17 protein-coding genes and 1 pseudogene are annotated in these 21,629 nt (G+C 69.9%); 8 read left to right on the forward strand and 10 right to left on the reverse strand.

Annotated features, from left to right (window positions below; genetic code table 11):
• Positions 1-35 precede the first annotated feature (35 nt).
• Entirely contained in the window at positions 36-1,061 is a 1,026-nt protein-coding gene (locus tag ACIQUT_RS01565; protein ID WP_403558049.1) for a hypothetical protein, read from the forward strand.
• A 507-nt stretch (positions 1,062-1,568) separates the two neighbouring features.
• Here ACIQUT_RS01565 and ACIQUT_RS01570 read toward each other — a convergent pair.
• Positions 1,569-2,696, reverse strand: a complete 1,128-nt coding sequence (locus ACIQUT_RS01570; RefSeq protein ID WP_403558051.1) for a magnesium and cobalt transport protein CorA — start codon at positions 2,694-2,696, stop codon at positions 1,569-1,571.
• A 100-nt stretch (positions 2,697-2,796) separates the two neighbouring features.
• Here ACIQUT_RS01570 and ACIQUT_RS01575 point away from each other — a divergent pair, with 100 nt between their 5' ends.
• From ACIQUT_RS01575 to ACIQUT_RS01585, 3 genes and pseudogenes are all read left to right on the forward strand, one after another.
• Positions 2,797-3,936 (forward strand): winged helix DNA-binding domain-containing protein, encoded by a 1,140-nt coding sequence (locus ACIQUT_RS01575; RefSeq protein ID WP_403558053.1) that lies wholly within the window; start codon positions 2,797-2,799, stop codon positions 3,934-3,936.
• A 45-nt stretch (positions 3,937-3,981) separates the two neighbouring features.
• Positions 3,982-5,415: pseudogene (locus ACIQUT_RS01580) on the forward strand (AMP-binding protein); the annotation flags it as partial.
• A 114-nt stretch (positions 5,416-5,529) separates the two neighbouring features.
• A complete protein-coding gene (locus ACIQUT_RS01585; RefSeq protein WP_403558055.1) occupies positions 5,530-7,071 on the forward strand; it encodes an AMP-binding protein in 1,542 nt (513 codons plus the stop codon).
• A 562-nt stretch (positions 7,072-7,633) separates the two neighbouring features.
• On the opposite strand, the gene ACIQUT_RS01590 is transcribed toward ACIQUT_RS01585, so the two are convergent.
• Both ACIQUT_RS01590 and ACIQUT_RS01595 read right to left on the reverse strand, forming a co-directional pair.
• On the reverse strand, positions 7,634-8,158 hold the full coding sequence (locus ACIQUT_RS01590) for a hypothetical protein (protein ID WP_403558056.1): 525 nt from the start codon (positions 8,156-8,158) through the stop codon (positions 7,634-7,636).
• 26 nt (positions 8,159-8,184) lie between these two features.
• The gene (locus tag ACIQUT_RS01595; protein ID WP_403558058.1) at positions 8,185-8,712 is read right to left on the reverse strand and encodes a WD40 repeat domain-containing protein; all 528 of its coding nucleotides are present in this window, start codon (positions 8,710-8,712) and stop codon (positions 8,185-8,187) included.
• A 494-nt stretch (positions 8,713-9,206) separates the two neighbouring features.
• Here ACIQUT_RS01595 and ACIQUT_RS01600 point away from each other — a divergent pair, with 494 nt between their 5' ends.
• Entirely contained in the window at positions 9,207-11,477 is a 2,271-nt protein-coding gene (locus ACIQUT_RS01600; protein WP_403558060.1) for a recombinase family protein, read from the forward strand.
• A 133-nt stretch (positions 11,478-11,610) separates the two neighbouring features.
• Here ACIQUT_RS01600 and ACIQUT_RS01605 read toward each other — a convergent pair whose 3' ends face one another.
• Complete coding sequence (locus ACIQUT_RS01605) at positions 11,611-12,099, reverse strand: glutathione peroxidase (protein ID WP_403558061.1); 489 nt, start codon at positions 12,097-12,099, stop codon at positions 11,611-11,613.
• Between the two features lie 89 nt (positions 12,100-12,188).
• Positions 12,189-12,761, reverse strand: coding sequence for a hypothetical protein (locus ACIQUT_RS01610; protein WP_403559271.1), 573 nt, complete (start codon positions 12,759-12,761; stop codon positions 12,189-12,191).
• A gap of 810 nt (positions 12,762-13,571) precedes the next feature.
• On the opposite strand from ACIQUT_RS01610, the gene gcl reads away from it, so the two are divergent.
• A complete protein-coding gene (gene gcl / locus ACIQUT_RS01615) occupies positions 13,572-15,359 on the forward strand; it encodes a glyoxylate carboligase (protein WP_403558062.1) in 1,788 nt (595 codons plus the stop codon).
• A gap of 114 nt (positions 15,360-15,473) precedes the next feature.
• Here the strand turns inward: gcl and ACIQUT_RS01620 are convergent, their stop codons facing one another.
• The 5 genes from ACIQUT_RS01620 to ACIQUT_RS01640 form a co-directional block, all read right to left on the reverse strand.
• Positions 15,474-16,052, reverse strand: coding sequence for a TetR/AcrR family transcriptional regulator (locus ACIQUT_RS01620; protein WP_403558064.1), 579 nt, complete (start codon positions 16,050-16,052; stop codon positions 15,474-15,476).
• Between the two features lie 121 nt (positions 16,053-16,173).
• On the reverse strand, positions 16,174-16,797 hold the full coding sequence (locus ACIQUT_RS01625) for an ATP-binding protein (protein ID WP_403558066.1): 624 nt from the start codon (positions 16,795-16,797) through the stop codon (positions 16,174-16,176).
• Positions 16,798-17,308: 511 nt separating this feature from the next.
• The gene (locus tag ACIQUT_RS01630; protein WP_403559274.1) at positions 17,309-18,766 is read right to left on the reverse strand and encodes a catalase; all 1,458 of its coding nucleotides are present in this window, start codon (positions 18,764-18,766) and stop codon (positions 17,309-17,311) included.
• Positions 18,767-19,004: 238 nt separating this feature from the next.
• Positions 19,005-19,898, reverse strand: coding sequence for a 2-hydroxy-3-oxopropionate reductase (locus tag ACIQUT_RS01635; protein WP_403558068.1), 894 nt, complete (start codon positions 19,896-19,898; stop codon positions 19,005-19,007).
• A gap of 120 nt (positions 19,899-20,018) precedes the next feature.
• On the reverse strand, positions 20,019-20,852 hold the full coding sequence (locus ACIQUT_RS01640) for a TIM barrel protein (protein ID WP_403558069.1): 834 nt from the start codon (positions 20,850-20,852) through the stop codon (positions 20,019-20,021).
• Between the two features lie 125 nt (positions 20,853-20,977).
• Between ACIQUT_RS01640 and ACIQUT_RS01645 the strand changes: the two genes are divergently transcribed.
• Both ACIQUT_RS01645 and ACIQUT_RS01650 read left to right on the forward strand, forming a co-directional pair.
• Positions 20,978-21,229, forward strand: a complete 252-nt coding sequence (locus ACIQUT_RS01645; protein ID WP_403558071.1) for a thiamine-binding protein — start codon at positions 20,978-20,980, stop codon at positions 21,227-21,229.
• Entirely contained in the window at positions 21,226-21,609 is a 384-nt protein-coding gene (locus ACIQUT_RS01650) for a helix-turn-helix domain-containing protein (protein WP_403558073.1), read from the forward strand. The genes ACIQUT_RS01645 and ACIQUT_RS01650 overlap by 4 nt, the downstream gene beginning before the upstream one ends.
• Positions 21,610-21,629: the final 20 nt, after the last annotated feature.

Below are 21,629 nucleotides of genomic sequence, written 5' to 3' on the forward strand. Positions count from 1 at the left end.
GGCTGAAACGCCCGTTCCGCACCCGGAGACACAACATGAAGTACGGCGTCCCCATCACCTTCGAGGGGCAGATCAGCAGAATCGGCAGGGACTACGCTTCCGGCTACCACGTGGTCCGCGAGTCCGAACTTCCGGGCGGTACACCCCACTTTCCTCCGGTGGCCAACGGCCTGGACTACCTTGTGAGCGTCGTGGAATGCCTGGAGGCGGACGCCCCCAGCCCGCGAGATCTCAAGTACGCGGTCCTGCACCTGGCGGCTGGGGCGGAAGTCCTTCTCAAGGCTCGTCTGCAGATGGAGCACTGGACGCTGGTCTTCTCCCACCCTGGACGGGCCGTGCGCGACGAGGTGGAGAACGGCACACTGACCAGCTGCACCCCCAAAGAGGCGCGCGAACGGCTGGAGAACATCGTCGGAATCCCGGTGGCGAAGCCGGACGCCGAGGCGCTCGACCAGCTCGCTAAGATGCGCAACGCCCTGCAGCATTACGGCCTGGTGGGCTCGGCCGCGAATGCCCAGGTGATCGAGACGCTTACCGCCAAGGTGCTCGGGTTTCTCATACCCTTCCTCGACGACCACATCCTTGGCCGCCTCACCGAAGACGAGCAGGATGAGGTGGAGGACGAGCTGATACGCATCCGTTCCGGGCTGCACGATATCCAGGCATACGCCACGGAGCGCCTGCGCACGCTCGCCCCCAAGCTGGGCCCCCTCCGCAGCCGGACTCTGGAATGCCCCGAGTGCTCTCAGTGGGCCTACGTTCCCTCCCCGATCCCTGTCCCCGACACAAGGAGGCCGGATCGCGTCTACTACGTGACAACCTGCTACTTCTGTGGCATCCAGCACGTCGATTCTGAGACAGCGGCCTTCCAGTACCTGGTGAACCACACCGTCTACGAGTACCGGAACGCCGCTGGGGAGACGGTGCACCCGTCGCGCCCGTTTGTGTGCCCGCGGTGCGCCACCAGCAGCCTGGCGCCCAGGGCCCGTCTTGTGACGGACCCTGCAGCCGAGGTTGGCTTCTGCTTCCGCTGTGCCGCGCCGGTGTCCGAAGCGTTTTGAGCCTGTGGGTCGGGTCTCTCGTGTGGCGAGGTAGAGAACCGCAACAGGTAGCGACTTGGCAGAAGTCTGTGGCAGGGCGACCGTGAGGGCAACGACTGTTACACACAGGACAGTCACGTTGTTCCGCGGTCGCCACTGAATATGCAGCCGCTGGGCCGTGAGTGCCCGCTTGTTGCTGCGGAGACGGGCGGGCTTCGGCGTAGGCAGCTGTTCGGCGGAGCAGTCGCCGAATCCGAGGACCTGGACGGAGCCAGATCACTACACATAGGCCGACCTCGGCCCAGACGCTCTGCCCCGCGGCGGAAGTCGTCCAGGGCGTACCGAACGGCAAGTTCCCCAGAGCGCGGTCAGTGATGACGGCGCCGGGCGCCGCCTCTGTTGAAGCGATGGCGCTGAGTCAGGGCGACCCCTTGCCGCGCATTCTCCCCAGATTCTCCACACAGGGCTTCTGGTGGAGTCATTCGAGATTCGCTCGCGCTAAGTCGATCAAGCTCGTGCGGTGGATCGCTACAGCCAGTCGCGCTTCTTGAAGATGACGTACAGGCTCGTGCAGACCACCGCCATCAGCAGGACCGCGAAGGGGTAGCCCGCCGCCCAGTGGAGTTCGGGCATGGTCTCGAAGTTCATGCCGTAGATCGTTCCCACCAGTGTGGGTGCAAAGAGGATGGCCGCCCACGACGAGATCTTCTTGATCTCCTCGTTCTGTTCGAAGCCGGCTTCGGCGAGGGCTCGCATTTCGGCGTTCTGTTGTTGGGAGACCAGGGTTGCGTTGACCGTGAGGATGTCCGTGAGGGCCTGGCGGAAGCCGTCCACGCGTTCGCTGGTGTGGGTGACGTGGTCGGCCACGTCGCGGAGGTAGCGCTGGAGTTCCTCTTCCGTGCCGTATTTCGCGAAGCCGGCCATCAGGCCGTGGAGCATGGCCACCAGGGGGCGGGTGGCGCGCTGGAACTCGACCATTTCGCGGGAGAGTTCGTAGATGCGGCGGGAGACCTCCGGGTCGCCGCGGAACACCTCGGTCTCGATCTCGTCCATGTCGTTCTGGACGCCCGCGACGACGGGGGCGTAGCCGTCGACCACCGCGTCGAGGATGGCGTACAGGGCGGCCTCCGGGCCGAGGGAGAGGAGCTCGGGGGTCCCCTCCATGCGGAGGCGTACCGCCGGGAGGTCGGGGGCGGCGCCGTGGCGGACGGTGATCAGGAAGTCCGGGCCGACGAAGATGTGGAGCTCGCTGAACTCGACCTCCTCCGGGGCGTCCAGGTAGCGGGCGGCGCGCAGGACGACGAAGAGGGTGTCGCCGTAGCGCTCCAGCTTGGGGCGCTGGTGGGCTTCGAGGGCGTCTTCGACGGCGAGCTCGTGGAGGTTGAACTCATCGGCGAGGGAGAGGAGTTCGGCTTCGGTGGGGCGGTGCAGGCCGATCCAGGCCATGCGGCCGGGCTGCTCGCGCAGCCGGCGGAAGGTTTCCGTGAGGGTGGTGGGGGATGCGACGCGTCTGCCGTCGCGGTACACCGCGGAGTCGATCACGCTGCGGTGGTTCCCGGGGGTCTCGGCCGGGGGCGTGGCGGGCGGGGGCGTGGCGCGGCGCCACCCCGGTCGCTTCGGCGACGGTGGGGGATCGCGGTCTGGGCGCTCCGGCATCGCAGGTCAGCTCCCGGTATGGGTTGGGGGAATGTGCGGGTGAGTGCGTGCCTCTTGGTTGCGGACAGAGGCTGTCCGCTATGGGGGATAGCTTGCTGTCATGGCCTCCAGGACGACGCACCCCGTACTCGACACCCGTTCACTGAACCGTGCCACGCTCGCCCGGCAGCTACTCCTCAGCCGCGCCGAGATGCCCGCGTTGGACGCCGTCGCGCACCTGCTCGGGCTCCAGGCGCAGAACGTGAAGCCCCCGTACTTCCAGCTGCACGCACGGCTCGCCGGGTTCCGGCCCGACGAGCTGGCCGGGCTGATGGAGTCCCGCCGCGTGGTCCGCATGGTCACCATGCGCTCCACCATTCACACGCACACCGCCGCGGACGCCCTCACCCTGCGGCCGCTCGTCCAGGCGCCCCGCGACCGGGAGCTGGGGAACTTCCGCAAGGGCCTCGTCGGGGTGGACCTCGAACGGCTCACCGGGCTCGCCCGCGCGTTCGTCGAGGCCGAGCCGCGCACCATGGGGGAGATTCGCGAGGAGCTGCTGAAGCACTGGCCCGACGCCGAGCCGCAGGCCCTGTCCGTTGCCGCGCGCTGCCTGCTGCCGCTCGTGCAGGTCACGCCGCGCGGGGTGTGGGGGCGCAGCGGGCAGGTGCGGCTCACCACCGTCGGGTGTTGGCTCGGCCGCGAAGCGTCGGATGCAGAGGCAGAAGTGTTCGGCGTGGGGGTGGACGGGCTCGTGGTGCGGTATCTGCGTGCGTTCGGGCCCGCCTCCGTCAAGGACATGCAGGTGTGGGCCGGGCTCACCCGTCTGCGGGAATCCTTCGAGCGGCTGCGGCCGCAGCTGGCCGTCTTCCGCGACGAGAACGGCGTCGAGCTGTTCGACGTGCCCGATGCGCCGCGCCCGCCGGCCGACACCCCGGCGCCGCCCCGCTTCCTGCCCGAGTTCGACAACCTCCTGCTGTCGCACGCCGACCGCACCCGGGTGGTCCCGGCCGGCCTCAAGGGCCGTACCTGGGCGGGCAATCAGGCGTACTGCACCCTCCTCCTCGACGGGTTCCTCGCCGGCCTGTGGCGGCTGGACGACGGCGGCCGCCTCACCGTCGAGCTCTTCGGCGGGGCCACCCGGCAGGAGAAGGAGGACATCCTGGAAGAAGGGGAGCGGATGCTCGCCGACATGGCCGGGGGCGCGGACGGGGCAGCGGGCGGGGCGGGCTCCGTCCGCTTCGGGTCAATCCACGGCTGACCCGGCTCTGGTGGGGTGCGCGGCCGGCACGGCACGATGCCCCTCATGACGCACAACACCGTCGAGAATGCAGGGGCGGCGGCCGGGAACGGCGGCGCCGCCGCCGGGTTCCGTGCCGCGCGGGACTTCCTCCTCGCCCACCGCGAGGACTACGAGGGCGCCCGCGCCGGGTTCGCCTGGCCGCGGCCCGAGCGCTTCAACTGGGCCGAGGACTGGTTCGACCACCTCGCGCACGGCGACACCGGCGCCGCCGACGCGCTCCGCATCGCCGAGGAGGACGGCACGAGCCGCAGCCTCTCCTTCCGGGAGCTGTCCGAACGCTCCTGCTCCGCCGCCAACTGGCTGCGCGAGCAGGGGGTCGCGGCCGGCGACCGGGTCCTCGTCATGCTCGGCAACCAGCGCGAACTGTGGGAGGTCATGCTCGGTGCGATGCGGCTGCGCGCCGTCATCATCCCCGCCACCCCGCTGCTCGGCCCGGCCGACCTGCACGACCGCATCGAACGCGGCCGCGTACGCCACGTCGTCGTGCGCGCCGAGGACACCGGCAAGTTCGACGGCGTCCCGGGCAACTACACGAGGATCGCCGCCGGACCGCGACCGCAGGTGCCCACCGGCTGGCGGCGCCTGGAGGACATGTACGGGGCCGACCCGGCCTTCACCCCGGACGGCGAGACCCTCGCCGCCGACCCGCTGATGCTGTACTTCACCTCCGGGACGACCGCCCGCCCCAAGCTCGTCGAGCACACCCACGCCTCGTACCCGATCGGGCACCTGTCCACCATGTACTGGCTCGGGCTGCAGCCCGGCGACGTGCACCTCAACATCGCCTCGCCCGGCTGGGCCAAGCACGCCTATTCCAACCTCTTCGCCCCGTGGAACGCCGGCGCCACCGCCTTCGTGTACAACTACACCCGCTTCGACGCGGAGCGGCTGATGGCGGAGATGGACCGGCACGGCGTGACCAGCTTCTGCGCCCCGCCCACCGTATGGCGGATGCTGATCCAGTCCGATCTGGGAAAGCTGCGCAACCCGCCGCGCGAGGCGGTCGCCGCCGGCGAGCCCCTCAACCCCGAGGTCATCGAGAAGGTCCGCGACGCGTGGGGCGTCACCATCCGCGACGGGTTCGGCCAGACCGAGACGACCCTCCAGATCGGCAACTTCCCCGGCGCGCGGGTGAAGCCCGGCTCGATGGGGCGGCCCGCGCCCGGCTACGAGATCGTCCTCCTCGACCCGGTCACCGGCAAGGCCTCCCCGGACGAGGGCGAGGTCTGCGTGGACCTCGGCCGGCGCCCGGCCGGGGTGATGACCGGCTACCGCGACGACGAGGAGCGCACCGCCGAGGCCATGGCGGACGGGCTCTACCGCACGGGCGACATCGCCGCGCGCGACGCGGACGGCTACCTCACCTACGTCGGGCGCTCCGACGACGTCTTCAAGCCGTCAGGATCAGGTGTCATTCCTTTTCAATTGCGGTTGGCATCCTGACCGAGGCGCCGTCCCACCTGCCCCTCAAGCCGTTGTTCCAGGTGACCCAAGCAGCAGGTGCCAGACTCCCCATTGCCTGAAGCAGTTGTCCCGATACAGGAGAGAGCAATGCGCATTCCGATGACCGTCGCGGACTTCCTCGACCGGGCGGAGCTGGGGTTCTCCTCCAGCCCCGGTGTGATCGACGAGCCGAAACAGCCCGGCCCGCCGGTGCCCGGGTCGACGTATGGGCGGTTTGGCGAGCGGGTTCGAGCCTGGCAGGCGGGGCTGGATGCGCTCGGCGTCGGTGAGGGCGAGCGGGTGGCGGTGGTCAGCCACAACTCGGCGCGGATGCTTGAGCTGTTGTTCGCGGTGCCGATGAGCGGCCGGATCTGTGTGCCGGTCAACTTCCGCCTCAAGCCCGAAGAGGTCGACTACGTGCTACAGCAGAGCGGGTCTTCAGTCCTGCTCGTCGACCCGGAGCTGGACGATGCGCTCTCCGGCATCACGGCGCGCCACCGGTTCGTTCTCGGTGAGCAGACCGACAGCGAGCTGATGCGGTTCGGCGTCGATCCGCGCCCGTGGTCGAACCCGGACGAGGACGCCACCGCGACGATCAACTACACGTCGGGCACCACCGCCCGGCCCAAGGGCGTGCAGCTGACCCACCGCAACATCTGGGTCAACGGGCTTACCTTCGGGCTGCACACCCGTGTGTGGGAACGCGATGTCTATATGCACACGCTGCCGATGTTCCACTGCAACGGCTGGGGCATGCCGTATGTGATGGCCGGCCTCGGCGTCAAGCAGGTGGTGCTGCGCAAGGTCGACGGCGCCGAAATCCTGCGTCGGGTCGACGAACACGGTGTCACGCTTATGTGCGGCGCGCCCGCGGTGTGGAACGCCGTGCTTGATGCGGCGGCGACCTGGGAGGGCGAGATCCCGGGCCGCGACCGCGTACGGACCGTCTGCGCCGGGGCACCCCCGCCGACCAAGATGATCCAGCGGATGGACGAGGAACTGGGCTGGGAGTTCACCCAGATCTACGGCCTGACCGAGACCTCGCTCCTGCTCACCTTCAACCGGGCCAGGCCTGCCGACGCCGAACTGCCCGCCGAGGAGCGGGCGCGCAAGCTGTCCCGCGCGGGGCTGCCGGCGCTCGGGGTCAAGCTGAAGGTCTCTGAGTCCGGCGAGGTCCTGGCCCGGTCGAACGTCGTGCTCGACGGCTACTGGGACAAGCCGCAGGAGACCACGGCAGCACTCGAGGACGGCTGGTTCCACACCGGCGACGGCGGCACGCTCGACGAGACCGACGGCCACCTGACGATTTCCGACCGGAAGAAGGACGTGATCATCACCGGCGGCGAGAACGTCTCGTCGATCGAGGTGGAGGACGCAATCTTCAGCCATCCGGCGGTCGCCGAGGTCGCCGTCATCGGTGTGCCGCACGAGAAGTGGGGCGAGACGATCAAGGCCCTCGTGGTCCTTGCCGAAGGAGCGACGGCACAGGAGGCCGACATCATCGCCCACTGCAAGCAGCGGATGGCCGGCTACAAGGCACCCACGACCGTCGAATTCCGCGACGCCATCCCGCGCACCGCCACGGGCAAGATCCAGAAATTCAAGCTCCGCCAGCCGTACTGGTCCGGCCTGGACCGAGAGATCAACTGATCGGCGAACCCGTACACGAGGCCGGACGCTGGCGAGCGCCAACAGTATCCCGCGATTCGTCAGCAAGCCGCAGGTCGGAGGCCCTGGGCAGGAGCCGCAATCAAGGGCTGGTCGTGCCACGCCCCATGTGACCTGCGGAGATTTGCTCACCATGACGATGAAGACGCGCGTCGAGTGACACGACAATCACGCCTCTCTGAGCTCTCGACTTCGAGAGCTCCATCGTGGGGCTGGGACCCTAGCCAACGAGTGGGGGTGGTCGCACCTCTGGCAGGCCGACCATCCCCTCCTTCCGGTGGGGTGTCGGCCGCGGTCACTGGCAGAGGGGGCCTTGCCGGATGCGCGGCAAGCATGACCGTCACCGGGCGGGTTGCGCGGCGTGCGCCGCGACACCTCGATAGCGCGCCCATCGGGTGGGACAGAGAACTCTTGATGAGTACGCCCGCCAGTTCGCACGTGTTGAAGCTCTCAGGCACACGGGCCAGCGCACTGCCGTCGGTCACCGAGGGGCTTCTGGGAAGCGATCCACGTTCGAAGAGCATGAGGTGCTCGCCGATCGCTGTCAGCGAGGAGGGGGCGAAGCCGAGGTCGGCGCGGTTGCCCCAGAGGGAGGAGCGGAGGAGCGGAGGAGCGTACGGTCCTGCTCGTCGAGTTGGAGCTCGGGCAGCCGTGCGAGGGCGGTCAGCTCGGCGTCGACGGTCGGACCCGCGAGCTCGGCACTTTTGAAGGGGGCGAAGGGGTCGATTCCCTGCCAGGGCCCCGGGGTGAAGTAGCCGAGGGCGGCCAGGAGCTTGCGGTAGAAGTAGCTCTCCGCCCAGAGGAACGGGGCGTCCACCCAGCGGGCTCCGAAGTACTCCTTGCCCCACTGCTGCCACTGGTCCGCTCCGGGCTCAGAGTCGGGCAGGGGGAGGATCACGCCGTCCTCGGCTGTTTCCTCCAAGAGGGTGTCCAGGGCGCGCTGCTGCTCGGGCGGGTAGGGAGTGGCCTGGCGGACACGCTCGATCAGGGCGGGGTGTCGGTCGTGCAGGACACCCCAGGCGAAGGAGCCTGCGGCGTTGCCGACGACGACGGGGGCGGGCTGAGTCATGGTGTGCGGACTTCCTTCACGATGGTTCATCGAGGGCGGACGGAGAGGGCGACAGTGCCGGCGGCGCTGCCGACGACCACGTGCCCGGTGGCCCGGTCGAAGGCCGCACAGTGCAGCGACGCGTCGACGGGTACTTCTGCGAGCTGTCGCTGCTCGGACAGTGACCACAGGCACACCGTGCCGTCGGCCGCAGCCGACACCAGGGAGTCTGGGGCGTCGAGGAACGCGGCCATGAGGACCCGGCCGGTGTGGCCCGGAAGATGGGCGGTGAACCGGTCGTCGGACACGCTCCGGATGTGGATCTCACCGTTGCCGCCGCCGATGGCCAGCCGCTTTCCGGGGCTGTCGAGGGCGACGGCACGGGCCCAGCCGCTGGGGTTGGCGAACCGGCTGACGTGTTCGCCGGTGGTGCCGCGCCAGAGGCATACGGTGCCATCGCCGCCGCTCGCGGCGAGCAGGTCGCCGGAGTGATCGAAGGCGAGGGACCGCAGACGGCCGGCTCCGCTCAGCTCCGGTTGCTCGGCAACGCTGTTGTGCCTCACCAGGCCGCCCACGCCATGGACGTCCTGGTCCCGGGATGGAGTACCTGCTCTTGCCCGAGAGCGGGGGATCGGTCTTGACCTCCGCGAGGATGCCGCTCCCGAACAACGAGCGCCAGCCCAGCGAAGTGGCTGTGATCCCGTCGGACGGGTGGTTCGATCTTCCCCCACCGAGAGCTACGGTCCACCGCGGTCTTGCACGGCGCCAAGTCCTTACCCGCCGGGTCCAGCAGGGAGTGGCCGATGGTACGTCCTGGTAACGAGCGAACGCGAAGGTGCGGGACCCGGGTACCGCGTCAAACTGGTCGCCCGTCTCTCCACGTCATCTGGGACGTCAACGACCGGCACGACCGCGACACCTACCACTGCCTGCTGAAACTGCTGTTCGGCCCCCGCTCTGGCCGTCACGTTCCCTAAGCTGCCCGCCACATGGACGACCCCGGGGTGCTGGAACACGCCCGGGGTCCGGGCAGCGCTGAGGCTGCCAGGCCAGTCGCGAAGGGACTGACATGACGAAGACTCTCACGACCGCCTTGCGCGCTGTCGACTACCTCCGGGTGTCCACGGAGGAACAGGCCAGGGGGTACGGCATCGCGTACACGGGCAAGAGGACCACCAAGTACATCGAGGGCAAGGGCTGGAGGCATGTCGATACCTACGCAGACGAGGGATACAGCGGCAGCCTGGAGGCCCATGAACGCCCTGGTCTGAATCGCCTGATGGAGGACGCCCGGCGAACACCCCGCCCATTCGACATGGTGGTGGTGAACGAGGGGCGTGGAATCGGCCGCACCGGTCGCGCCTTCTGGAAGTGGGTCTGGGAGCTTGAAGACCTCGGCGTGTACGTCGCCGTCGTGAAGAAGGGCTACGACAACACCACAGCGGCCGGCCGCTCGCAGATGCGCAAAGACGCGGACTACGCCGAAGAAGAGCGCGAGCTCATCCGGGAGCGCACCCAGGGCGGTGTTCAGGAGAAGGCCGAAGAGGGCGGGCATCCCGGCGGTGTCGCCCCGTACGGCTGGCGCATCGAAGACAAGGGAAAGCGCGGCAAGAGCAGGATCGTCCTCGACGAAGGGGGTGCAACCGACCTCCTTCGTGTGGCGTGGAAGCGCATCGTCGAAGAGGGACTGGCTCCCCACTCGGTGGAAGACGAGTTCAACCGACAGGGAATCTCGGGCCCGACGAAGGACTACTGGCCACGCGGGTCGCTTCGGCACATCCTGACCGGCCGCGCGGTTCAAGAAGCGATCAGGGTCCACAGGGATCCCGCGAGCAACAGCGGTCGGCGCGGTACGCGGTTGGACTCCGAGGGCAAGCCGCTGTACGGCGAGACGGTCGTCATCAAACTGCCGCCGCTCTTCACGGAGGAGGAACTGAGGCGCCTGAACACGGCACTCGCGCGAACCGCGCGCACGTACACCCCCGACGCCGCTGTTCATCCGTTGAGCAGTCGTGTCGTAGGTGCGTGTGGCAAGCACTACACCGGAACCAGCCGCATCGGCCGGGACGGCGGACGGGCCTACCGGTGTACGGGCAAGGCCCAAGGGTACGCGGGTGCATCGCGATGTGACTGCGCGCAGATCAACGCCGATGCCTTGGAGACGAAGGTCTGGCGCGAAGTCTGTGAGCTGATGGCGGATCCGGATCGCCTGATCGCCATGGTAGATGACTGGGTTGGGCTCGGTCAGGCGGGCCGGGTGGACTATGCGAGGCGGATCACTGAGTTGGAGAAGCAGGTGGCCGCTCATGACGCGGCGATCTCGGCAGCCGTAGTGGTGGCTGCAAAGCAGACAGATGCTCGGGCGGCCATTGAGCAGGCAGTCCTCACTCTGACCAAAGAGCGGGAGCAGGCCACTCAGCTCCTGGAAGAGACGAAGAGGTGGCAGGAGGAATCCGAGCAGGCGATCCAGCGAGGCCATGACCTCCAGGACCTGGCCCGGATGGCTCGCCACCGCCTGGACACCATGGGTCCGGTACAGCAGGCGCAGGTGATGGACCTCTTGGACATTCGGGTGACCATCCTGGGGGAGATCCCACGGAAGACCCGATGTGATGACGGGATCAGCGCTTGGTTCCGTGAGCGCGAACGTTGTGTTCCCACGTTGACGGATGAAGCCTGGACGAGAGTCGAGCCGATCTTCGCAGCGCGCAAGGGGAGGCGCCAGAAGGACAGCCGGGGCACGTTGGACGCCATGCTTCGGAAGGCGAGCACGGGGTGCGCGTGGAACGACTTGCCGTTCCCGCGCGGGAGCCTTCCCAGCGTGTGGAAGCGCTGGCTGGCCACGGGCTTCTGGAAGCAGCTCATGGACGCGCTGGCCGACCTGCCAGGGGAGGTCCTTCCAGAGGGAGGCGTTGTGCTTCCGCCGCTTGAGGTCCACGGGCGGATCGATCCCCGGCTGTCCTTTTTCCTAGATCCGTCACCCGACAGCGGTGCCATGTTCAAGGCCTCCGACTACAAGATCAGCCCGTTCGAGCTGGAGAGTGCGCTGCTGGAGCACGAGGCCGTGGCGGAGGCCGCCGTCGTACCGGCTCCCGACCCGCTGCGGCTGGCCGTGCCGAAGGCGTACGTCGCGCTCGCCGCCGGCTGGGAGCCCGGGCCGGAGACGGCGCGGGCGCTGTTCGCGCACTCCCGCGCGGTGCTCTCCCCGTACAAGCGGATCCGCCGCATCGAGTTCGCGGAGCTCCCGAAGACCGTGTCCGGCAAGATCCGCCGGGTGGAGCTGCGGGAGCTCACCGCGGCGGGCTCGGGAGCGGAGTACGACGAGGCCGACCTGGGCTGAGGCCGCCTGGGCTGGGGCCGGCCTGGGGCTGAGGCCGACGGGCGGGACCTGCCGCGGCCGGTCCCGCCCGCCTGCCTGCCTGTCCATACGTACGCGCGTGTGTGCGTACGTGCGTACGTACGTACGTGCGCGGCTACGCCGGCAGGTGCGCCTCGATCGCGGCGATGACCTCGTCGGACTCGGGCTCGGTACGCGGGCGGAACCGCGCGACGACCTCACCGGCGGGGGAGATCAGGAACTTCTCGAAGTTCCACTGGATGTCCCCCGCCGCACCGTCCGCGTCCGGGGTCTTGACCAGCTCGCGGTACAGCGGGTGCCGGTTCTCGCCGTTGACGTCGGACTTCTCCAGCATCGGGAAGGTCACGCCGAAGCCGGTCGCGCAGAACGTCTGGATGTCCTCGGCGGTGCCGGGCTCCTGCGCGCCGAACTGGTTGCAGGGCACGCCGATGACGGTGAAACCCTTCTCCTCGTACGCGAACTGGAGCCGCGCCAGTCCCGAGTACTGCGGGGTGAGGCCGCACTGCGAGGCGGTGTTCACCAGCAGGATCACCTTGCCCTTGTGGGCACCGAGGCTGGTTGGCTCGTCGGACAGGGTGGTCAGCGGGATGTCGTACAGGCTCATCGGGCTCTCCTCGGCAGGGCAGGGCAGGTCGCGGCCAGCGGATATCGCGTCCGTGTCCGAGCCTACGTCCTGGCCGGAGGGGGCCGGGATCAGGCCCCGGCGGCGACGAGTGCGTCCGCGGCGTCGTTGAGCGGCTGGGGCACGCCCGTCAGGTCCATGACGAAGAGCGGTATCCGCAGCTCGTCGGCGCGGGCGCGGGCCTCCTGCGTGTATCCGGCGAGCGCGAAGTAGACGCCGGCCGCCGAGGCCGTCAGCCCGTTCAGCCAGACGCACTCCACCGCCCGCAGCCCGGCCGGCGCGGTGGTCGGGTCCACCTGGGCGACGAGGCCGGGGGCCCGCAGGTCCACGGCTGCCGTGGGGATCGGGCGGCCGTCGGGTTGGCGGACGTCCCGGAAGCCGAGCCAGCGCAGGTAGAGCGCGGCCGTGGCCACCGCGTCCCGGGCGGTGCGGATGGTCATCGGGCGGAAGGGCGGCCGCGGCGCCCGCGGCGTCGGTGCCGCTCCTCCGGGCTGCTCCGGGCGGTACGGGCCCGCCGGGCCGACAGCCCGCAGCGGATCGGCGGCCCGCAGTGGATCGGCCGCCGACGGGGAGTCGTCGGCGGGCCGCGATGCGGCGGCGGGCGGCGAACCGGCCCTCGCCGCCTCGGGAGCCTCGGCCGGGATGTTCGACGCCGCGCGGAAGTCAGCCGCGCTGCCTTCCGCCGCGCGGGAGTCCGCGGACCGGGAGTCCGCCGGCCGGGAGCCCACCGCTCGGCCGTCCGCCGGCCGGAGGTTCGTCGGCCGGGAGTCGGGGCCCCGGAAGTCCGCGTCCCCGAAGCCGGGAGTCCGACGGTCCGCCGCCTCCGCGGCATCGGCCGGCCCCAGCGGCCCTACCGGCCCCAGCCGCCCTACCAGCCCCAGCGGCCCTATCCGTCCCAGCAGCCCCCTCGGTTCCCCCAGCCCCACCGGATCCACGGGATGCACCGGAATCCGGATCACCGTCCCGCACGAGCCGCAGCCGACCTCGGGCTGCGGCCATTCGCTCACCAGCCCGCAGACCCCGCACCGCGCCGCCACCCACGATTCCGACCAGGTCCGGTGCGCCAGCGGCACGGGCGGCGCCGTCAGGTCCAGCGGCAGCGCGGCCGGGCTCCCGCAGGCGCAGGGGAACACCGGGGCGGTGTAACTGCTCTCGCGCAGGCACTCCGGGCAGCGCACCGGCACCGCTTCCGTCATGGACCCCGACCCCCTCCGTCGCTGTGCGTGAACCCATGCTCCACCACCTGCGACCGCCACCGCGACGGCCTCGGCGATTTTCCGCCCGGCGGAGCTCCGTTTGTGCAACTCGCGCCCTCGGGACGCGGCTTTTGGTGGGTTCCGGGCCGCCGAACCTCCTTGACGCGCGCGGAGCCGCCACTTAGCTTGTTTCGCATAACAGAATAAGACTTCCGCATTGTGGAAACAGTCTGACCGCCGGACCGCCAGGAGTACTCGATGCCCCGTATGACAGCCGCAGCCGCCGCCGTGGAGATCCTCAAGCGCGAGGGTGTCGCGCAAGCGTTCGGCGTGCCCGGCGCTGCGATCAACCCGTTCTACCGAGAGCTCAAGAACGTGGGCGGCATCAACCACACCCTCGCCCGCCACGTCGAGGGCGCCTCGCACATGGCCGAGGGCTACACCCGGGCCAAGGCGGGCAACATCGGTGTCTGCATCGGCACCTCCGGCCCCGCCGGCACCGACATGATCACTGGCCTGTACTCCGCGATCGCGGACTCCATCCCGATCCTCTGCATCACCGGCCAGGCCCCGGTCTCGAAGCTCCACAAGGAGGACTTCCAGGCCGTCGACATCGCGGCGATCGCGAAGCCCGTCACCAAGGCCGCGACCACCGTCCTGGAGGCCGCACAGGTCCCCGGCGTCTTCCAGCAGGCGTTCCACCTGATGCGCTCCGGCCGCCCCGGCCCGGTCCTGATCGACCTCCCGATCGACGTCCAGCTGACCGAGATCGACTTCGACCCCGAGACCTACGAGCCGCTGCCGGTCTACAAGCCGTCCGCGACCCGCGCCCAGATCGAGAAGGCGATCCGCTTCCTGCTGGAGTCCGAGCGCCCGCTGATCGTCGCCGGCGGCGGCATCATCAACGCCGACGCCTCCGACCTGCTGGTCGAGTTCGCCGAGCTGACGGGCGTCCCCGTCATCTCCACCCTCATGGGCTGGGGCACCATCCCGGACGACCACGAGCTGGCCGCCGGCATGGTCGGCGTCCAGACCGCCCACCGCTACGGCAACGCGACGTTCCTGGAGTCGGACTTCGTCCTGGGCATCGGCAACCGCTGGGCCAACCGCCACACCGGCTACAACATGGACGCCTACACCAAGGGCCGTACGTTCGTCCACGTCGACATCGAGCCGACCCAGATCGGCAAGATCTTCGCCCCGGACTACGGCATCGCCTCCGACGCCAAGGCCGCGCTGGAGCTGTTCATCGAGGTCGCCAAGGAGCTCAAGGCCGAGGGCGGGCTGCCCGACTTCTCCGCCTGGGCCGCCTCCGCGCAGGAGCGCAAGGCCACCCTGCAGCGCCGCACGCACTTCGGGAACATCCCGATGAAACCGCAGCGCGTCTACGAGGAGATGAACAAGGCCTTCGGCCCGGAGACCCGCTACGTCACCACCATCGGCCTCTCCCAGATCGCCGCCGCGCAGTTCCTGCACGTCTACAGGCCGCGCCACTGGATCAACTGCGGCCAGGCCGGCCCGCTCGGCTGGACCATCCCGGCCGCGATCGGCGCCGCCACCGCGGACCCGGAGACCCCGATCGTCGCCCTCTCCGGCGACTACGACTTCCAGTTCATGATCGAGGAGCTGGCGGTCGCCGCCCAGCACAAGGTCCCGTACGTCCACGTCCTCGTGAACAACGCCTACCTCGGCCTGATCCGCCAGGCGCAGGGCAACCTGGGCATCAACTTCGAGGTCAACCTGGAGTTCGACAACATCAACACCCCCGAGCTCGGCGGGTACGGCGTCGACCACGTCAAGGTCGCCGAGGGCCTCGGCGTCATGGCCATCCGCGTCACCGACCCGGAGGAGCTCGGCGCGGCCTTCGAGCAGGCCAAGAAGCTGGCCGTCGAGCACCGGGTGCCGGTCGTCGTCGAGGCGATCCTGGAGCGCATCACGAACATCGCGATGAGCAAGACCGTCGACATGAGTGACGTCACCGAGTTCGAGGAGCTGGCCACCGAGCCCGGCCACGCCCCGACCGCCATCAAGGTCCTGCAGGTCTGATCGGCCTCCCCCCGACCGGACGGCCGGTCAGGGGGAGCCGGAACAGCACGCGAGCGGCCCCCGCCCCTCCCGCAAGGAGGAACGGGGGCCTCCGTGTTGCCCGTACGGCGTTCCCTACGGGCGGGGGCCGAGCTCCGCGTCGACCGCGCCGGACAGCAGAGCGCGGGCCCGCTCCAGCTCCAGCGAACCGCTCAGCCAGCGGTCGCTCAGCCCCTCCACGAGCGTCGTCAGCCGCTCGGCGGCGTCCAGCGGCTCGACCCGCGGATCGGCCAGGCCGGCCGCCCGGGCGTCCGCGACGAGCTCGGCGGTGTCCCGGACCCACTCGCGCGTGGACTCGACGAGGTTCGCGCGCAGGCTGTCGTCGAAGACGGCGCTGGCCCGCAGCTCGCCCCAGGCGATGCTGTTCTCCCGGACCCGGTCGCTGTCCTGAAGCTCGCTCAGCAGCAGCCGCAGCAGGGCGTCCCGGGCGTCCTCGGCACCCTGCAGCGCCTCCTCCGTGTAGCCGATGGCGCGGTCGTTGATGAAGGCGAGGGTGCGCTGGACCAGCCCCGCGCGGTCCTTGAAGTGGTAGTAGATGAGCGCGGTGGACACTCCGGCCTCGGCGGCCAGCTCCTCCACGCGAAGTCCTCTGATGCCGCTGCGCGCGATGACGCGTACGGCTGCTTCCAAGATCAGCGCCTGGCGGTCGGCCACGATGGCGGGCACCTCTCGATCGATCGACTCTGACTGACCATTCAGTCAGCTGTCACGATAGCGCCGTGGAGCCCGGCTGCCATCCCGGTCGGGCGCGGCCGGGCCCGACCGGGGAACCCGGTCAGGCGCGCCGGTCCTCGACCTCCACCGACAGGTGCGGCCACGCTGTGGCGAGCCGCGCCAGGTCCGCGGCCACCCCGTCGCCGGCCGTGCGCAGTCCGGCGACGGGGAGGAAGCGGACGGACGTCCCGGTGGTGCCGTCGCCGGCGATCGGCGTCAGACCCGTCGCGGGGACCCCGTACGCGTACCGCTGGACCCATGCGCCGCCCGCGCGGCGGTTGGTGTGGAGGAGCCGTTCGCTGAGGGCCGCCACGACCGACATGCCCCTGCGGGGGCGGCCGTCGGGCAGCAGCTCGGCCTCCGGGTGGTCGAAGAACCGCAGGTCCTTCGTCGCCATCACCGGCTTCTTCACGGCCCGGCCGTCGGCGTCGAGGCGGGTGTCGGTGCCCCGCCCGTCGTCCGTGACGGACACGGAGCCGTCGGCGTGGAGGGTGACGGTGCAGTGTCCGCCGCCGGTGGCCTCCGCCTCGTCGGCCGCATAGGCGACGACCTCGAGGACCAGGTGCCGCAGGCCGCCGGGGGCGTGGCCGGCCGGGTCGTTCCGGATGAGGGCGAGGTGGTCGACGTCCACCGTGCTCGCCCAGTCGTGCGTCGTGTTGCGCCAAGAGGCCGCGGAACCGCCCATCGGAGCAGTATGCCAACCACCCCCACCCCCACCGCCACCCCCACCCCCACCGCCACCCCCAGCCCCACCGCCACCCACCGCCATCCCCGCTCCGGGGAAGGCGAAGCGCCGAGTTCACGGGACCGTCCGTGAACTCGGCGCTTCGGTGTGACCGCCCGACGGTGCGAGGCTGGCGCGACAGGACGTTCGCACCGCCGGACGGAGTCTGGGGGAGGCGGGGTTCCGCGTGGGGGCGGGGGCCCGGTGCGCGGCTCCCGGCGTACGCGGAGCGCCGGGACCGTGGCGGTCGGCGACGGGAACTCCGGCTCGTCTCCCTCAGGTCAAGAGACGGGCCGCGGTGCCCATGACCACCGCACTGGCTCGCACGCCCGCCACGGTCCTCACGCGGCGCCGGCCGCACGGGCCGGCGCAGTCTGCCCTCACCGCGGACCACCCCTCATCCGGGTCCGCGGTGTGGGCCCGGCGCCTGAAGCCCGACCTCCTGCCAGGCTTCCGGCGCGGCTTGCGGCTCTCAGCCCTCGCGCAGTGCGCGGACGGCCTCCTCGACGCGCTTGCCGTAGTCGGCGTCGGCGGCGTGGAAGTGAGCCAGGTTCTTGTCGATGACGTCCTCGCGGGAGACCTGGGAGAGGCCGCCGGCGATGTTCTCCACCAGGCGCTCCTTCTCGGCCTCCGACATCAGGCGGTAGAGCTCGCCGGCCTGGAAGAAGTCGTCGTCCTTGGTGTGGAGCGGGGCCGCGTGGGTGCCCGTGTGGCCGGCGACGGCCTGCGGGGCGCCGAGGGCGAGGCCGGTCTCGGCCGGGCCCCGGTACGAGTTGGGCTCGTAGTTCTTGTCGGTACGGGCGCCGTTGCGGGTGGCCATGAAGCCGTCGCGGCCGTAGTTGTCCGCCGAGGTCCCCTTCGGGGCGTTGACGGGCAGCTGGGTGTGGTTCACGCCGAGGCGGTAGCGCTGGGCGTCGGCGTACGCGAACAGGCGGCCCTGGAGCATCTTGTCCGGCGAGGCGGTGATGCCCGGGACGAAGTTGTTCGGGGAGAAGGCGGACTGCTCGACCTCGGCGAACACGTTGTCCGGGTTGCGGTCGAGGACCAGGCGGCCCACGCGCTGCAGCGGGTAGTCGCCGTGCGGCCACACCTTCGTCAGGTCGAACGGGTTGAAGCGGTAGTCCGCGGCCTCGGCGGCCGGCATGATCTGGACGTAGAGGGTCCAGGACGGGTACACGCCGCGCTCGATGGCCTGGAGCAGGTCCGTCTGGTGCGAGTTGGCGTCCTTGCCCGCGAGCTCGGCGCCCTGCTCGGAGGACAGGCAGCGGACGCCCTGGTTCGTCTTGAAGTGGTACTTGACGAAGAAGGCCTCGCCCTTGTCGTTCGTCCACTGGTAGGTGTGCGAGCCGTAGCCGTTCATGTGGCGGTACGAGGCCGGTATGCCGCGGTCGCCCATCAGCCAGGTGATCTGGTGCGTGGCCTCGGGGGCGTGCGCCCAGAAGTCCCAGACGTTGTCCGCCTCCTGCCTGCCCGTGAAGGGGTCGCGCTTCTGGGAGTGGATGAAGTCGGGGAACTTGATCGGGTCCTTGATGAAGAACACCGGGGTGTTGTTGCCGACGAGGTCGTAGTTGCCCTCTTCGGTGTAGAACTTCAGCGCGAAGCCGCGCGGGTCGCGGACCGCGTCCGCGCCGCCGAGCGAGTCGGCCACGGTGGAGAACCGCAGGAAGGTCTCGGTCTTCTTGCCGACCGTGTCGAGGAAGGCGGCGCCGGTGTAGGCGGTGACGTCGTCGGTCACCTCGAAGTAGCCGTACGCAGCCGAACCGCGCGCATGCACCACACGCTCCGGGATGCGCTCACGGTTGAAGCGGGCGAGCTTCTCGAGGAGCTGCTGGTCCTGGATCAGGAGCGGGCCACCGACGCCGGCGGTGGCGGAGTTCTGGTTGTCGGCGACCGGGGCGCCGGACTCGGTCGTCAGCGTGCGCTTCGACATGGTGACCTTCCGTACGGGTAACTGCTGACGGAAAGCGGTTTCCGTCATGCGGAACGTGTGGAGCAGCCTAGGTTCGGGCCGATCACAGCGTCAACAGTTTGTTGAACGAACGTGTGGGAGAGAGGTGATCCGGACGGTGCCGGCGCCTGGGCGCGACAGGACAGGTGTCAGCGCCGGCACCATCCGGAAACTCGGACCCCCGGACCGGGGGAGGGGGTGGCTCGATCGGGCCGCTCGGTCAGACCCGGTCGCCGGAGAGGCGCTCGACGGCGCGCAGCAGGGCCGAGTGGTCCAGGCCGCCGTCGCCCTGGGCGCGCAGCGAGGCAACGAGCTGGGCGACGACCGCGCCGACCGGGAGGGCCGCACCGACATTGCGGGCGGCGTCGGTGACGATGCCCATGTCCTTGTGGTGCAGGTCGATCCGGAAGCCGGGCTTGAAGTCGCGGTTCAGGAAGTTGTCCTTCTTGCGGGTCAGCACGGTCGAGCCGGCCAGACCGCCGTTCAGGACGTCCAGGGCGGCCGTCAGGTCCACGCCGGACTTCTCCAGGAAGACCACGGCCTCGGCGCACGCCTGGATGTTGACCGCGACGATGAGCTGGTTGGCGGCCTTGACCGTCTGGCCGGAGCCGTGCAGGCCGCACAGGACGATGGTCTTGCCGAGGGTCTGGAGGATCGGCAGGGCCGCGTCGAAGTCGGCCTGCTCGCCGCCCACCATGATCGACAGTACGGCCTCGACGGCGCCGGCCTCGCCGCCGGAGACGGGGGCGTCGATGACGCGGATGCCCTTCTCCTTGGCGTTCCCGGCCAGGTCGACGGAGGTCTGCGGGGTGATCGACGACATGTCGATGACCAGCGCGCCGGACCTCGCGTTCTCCAGGATGCCGTCGGGGCCGTAGGCGATGGCCTCGACGTGCGGGGAGGCCGGCACCATCGTGATGATCACGTCGGCATCCTCGACGGCCTCGGCGATGGAGCCCGCCGCGGCGCCGCCGGCCGCCGCGAGGCGGTCCAGCTTGTCCTGCTCCAGGGTGTAGCCGGTGACCGCGTAGCCGGCCTTCAGCAGGTTCTCGGACATGGGGGAGCCCATGATGCCGAGGCCGATCCACGCAATCTTGGGGAGGTTGTTGCTCATGGTGACGGGGTCCTTCTCTGAAAAGCTCTGGAAGCTGCGTACGAAAAGTGGCGGGCGCGCCCGGGGGAAACTCCGGACTTCGTCCTCCTGCCGGCGCCTGCCGGGCGGCCCTGCCTGCCGCTATCGGGCGGCGCGGGCCCCGGCCGGCAGCCAGCCGAAGGACGCGGCGGCGTCCCCGGCCTTGTACTCCAGGCCGACGAAGCCCCGGTAGCCGGCCTTCCCGAGCCGGTCGAGGAGGTCCTCCAGGGGCAGTTCGCCCGTGCCCGGGGCGCCCCGGCCCGGCTTGTCCGCGATCTGGACGTGGCCGGTCCTGGCGGCGTACTTTTCGACGACCTCCGCGAGGTCCTCGTCGTTCATCGCCAGGTGGTACAGGTCCAGCAGGAACTTGGCGTTCCCGAGGCCGGTCGCCTCGTTCACCTTGTCCACGACCTCGATCGCGGACGGCGCGCTCACCAGCGGGTAGAGCGGCGACTCGGGCTTGTTCAGGGTCTCGATCAGCAGGATCGCGCCGATCCGGTCCGCGGCGCGGGCCGCGATCACCAGGTTCTCCAGGGCGAGTTCGTCCTGGACGGCCGGGTCCACACCCTCGACGCGGTTGCCGTAGAGCGCGTTCAGCGCCCTGCAGCCGACGGAGGCGGCGAAGTCCGCCACGACCTCGATGTTGGCCCGGAAGCGGTCCGACTCCTCGCCGGGTACGGAGACCGCGCCGCGGTCGGGGCCCGGGAGCTGCCCCGCGTAGAAGTTCAGGCCCACCAGCTGCGTGCCGGCGTCATCGAGGGCCCGCTTGAGGGCGTCGAGCTCCTCCTGGGCCGGGGTGGGGGTGTCGATCCAGGGCCACCACAGCTCGACCGCGGTGAAGCCCGCCGCGGCGGCGGCCGCGGGGCGCTCCAGGAGCGGGAGTTCCGTGAAGAGGATCGACAGGTTCACATCGAAGCGCTGGTCCGTGTATCCCATGAGGGGCGTGCGCTCCTTCCGTATTGCGGAAGTTTGTTTCTGCTTGATGGAAGACTGCATGGGCCTGCGGGGGGATGTCAAGTGGGGGCTGCCGGAATTTCGGCACCTCGGGGTAGCTTGACCAGGTGCGATTGAGAGTGGAGTTCACGACCGAGCCCTTCGACCTCGAAGAGGCACCCGCCCATGCCGTGGCCGCCCGTGAGGTCATCCAGAAGGCGCAACTGGACGCGGTCGACGTCGGCCCGTTCGGCAACACCGCCGAGGGCGAGGCCGGCGAGGTGCTCCAGGCGGTGTCCGCGCTGCTGCGCGACTCGCTGCAGGCCGGGGCCACCCGCGTCTCCCTCCAGGTGAACGTGATCAGGGAGGGCCTCGAATGACCGAGCCTCGCGACCACCCGTTCGTCGCCGCGGTCAAGCCGCTGGTGGACGCGATGGGCGGGGTGCTGATGGATCCCTCCCAGGCCGAGCCCGACGACGTCGTGCTCGCCTGGGAGGGGCGGGACGTGCTCGCCGTGCGGCTGCCGCAGCTGGGCGAGTCCCTGGACCACATCCTGGCGGCGCTGGAGCGCCGCCACGGCATGCCGCTGGCGCAGCTGGACCGCAAGGCCAAGCAGGACGTCGTCCGGATACTGGAGGTGCGCGGCGCCTTCACCGTGCGCCACGGCGTCGAGACCGTGGCGAGTGCCCTCGGCGTCAGCCGCTTCACCGTTTACAACTACTTGAACAGGGAAAACCCCAGCAAGAACAGTCAGGGGTGAAACCGCTGTCACCTGCGGTC

This window comes from Streptomyces sp. NPDC090445 (assembly GCF_044769385.1).
In the GTDB taxonomy this organism is placed as follows: domain Bacteria; phylum Actinomycetota; class Actinomycetes; order Streptomycetales; family Streptomycetaceae; genus Streptomyces.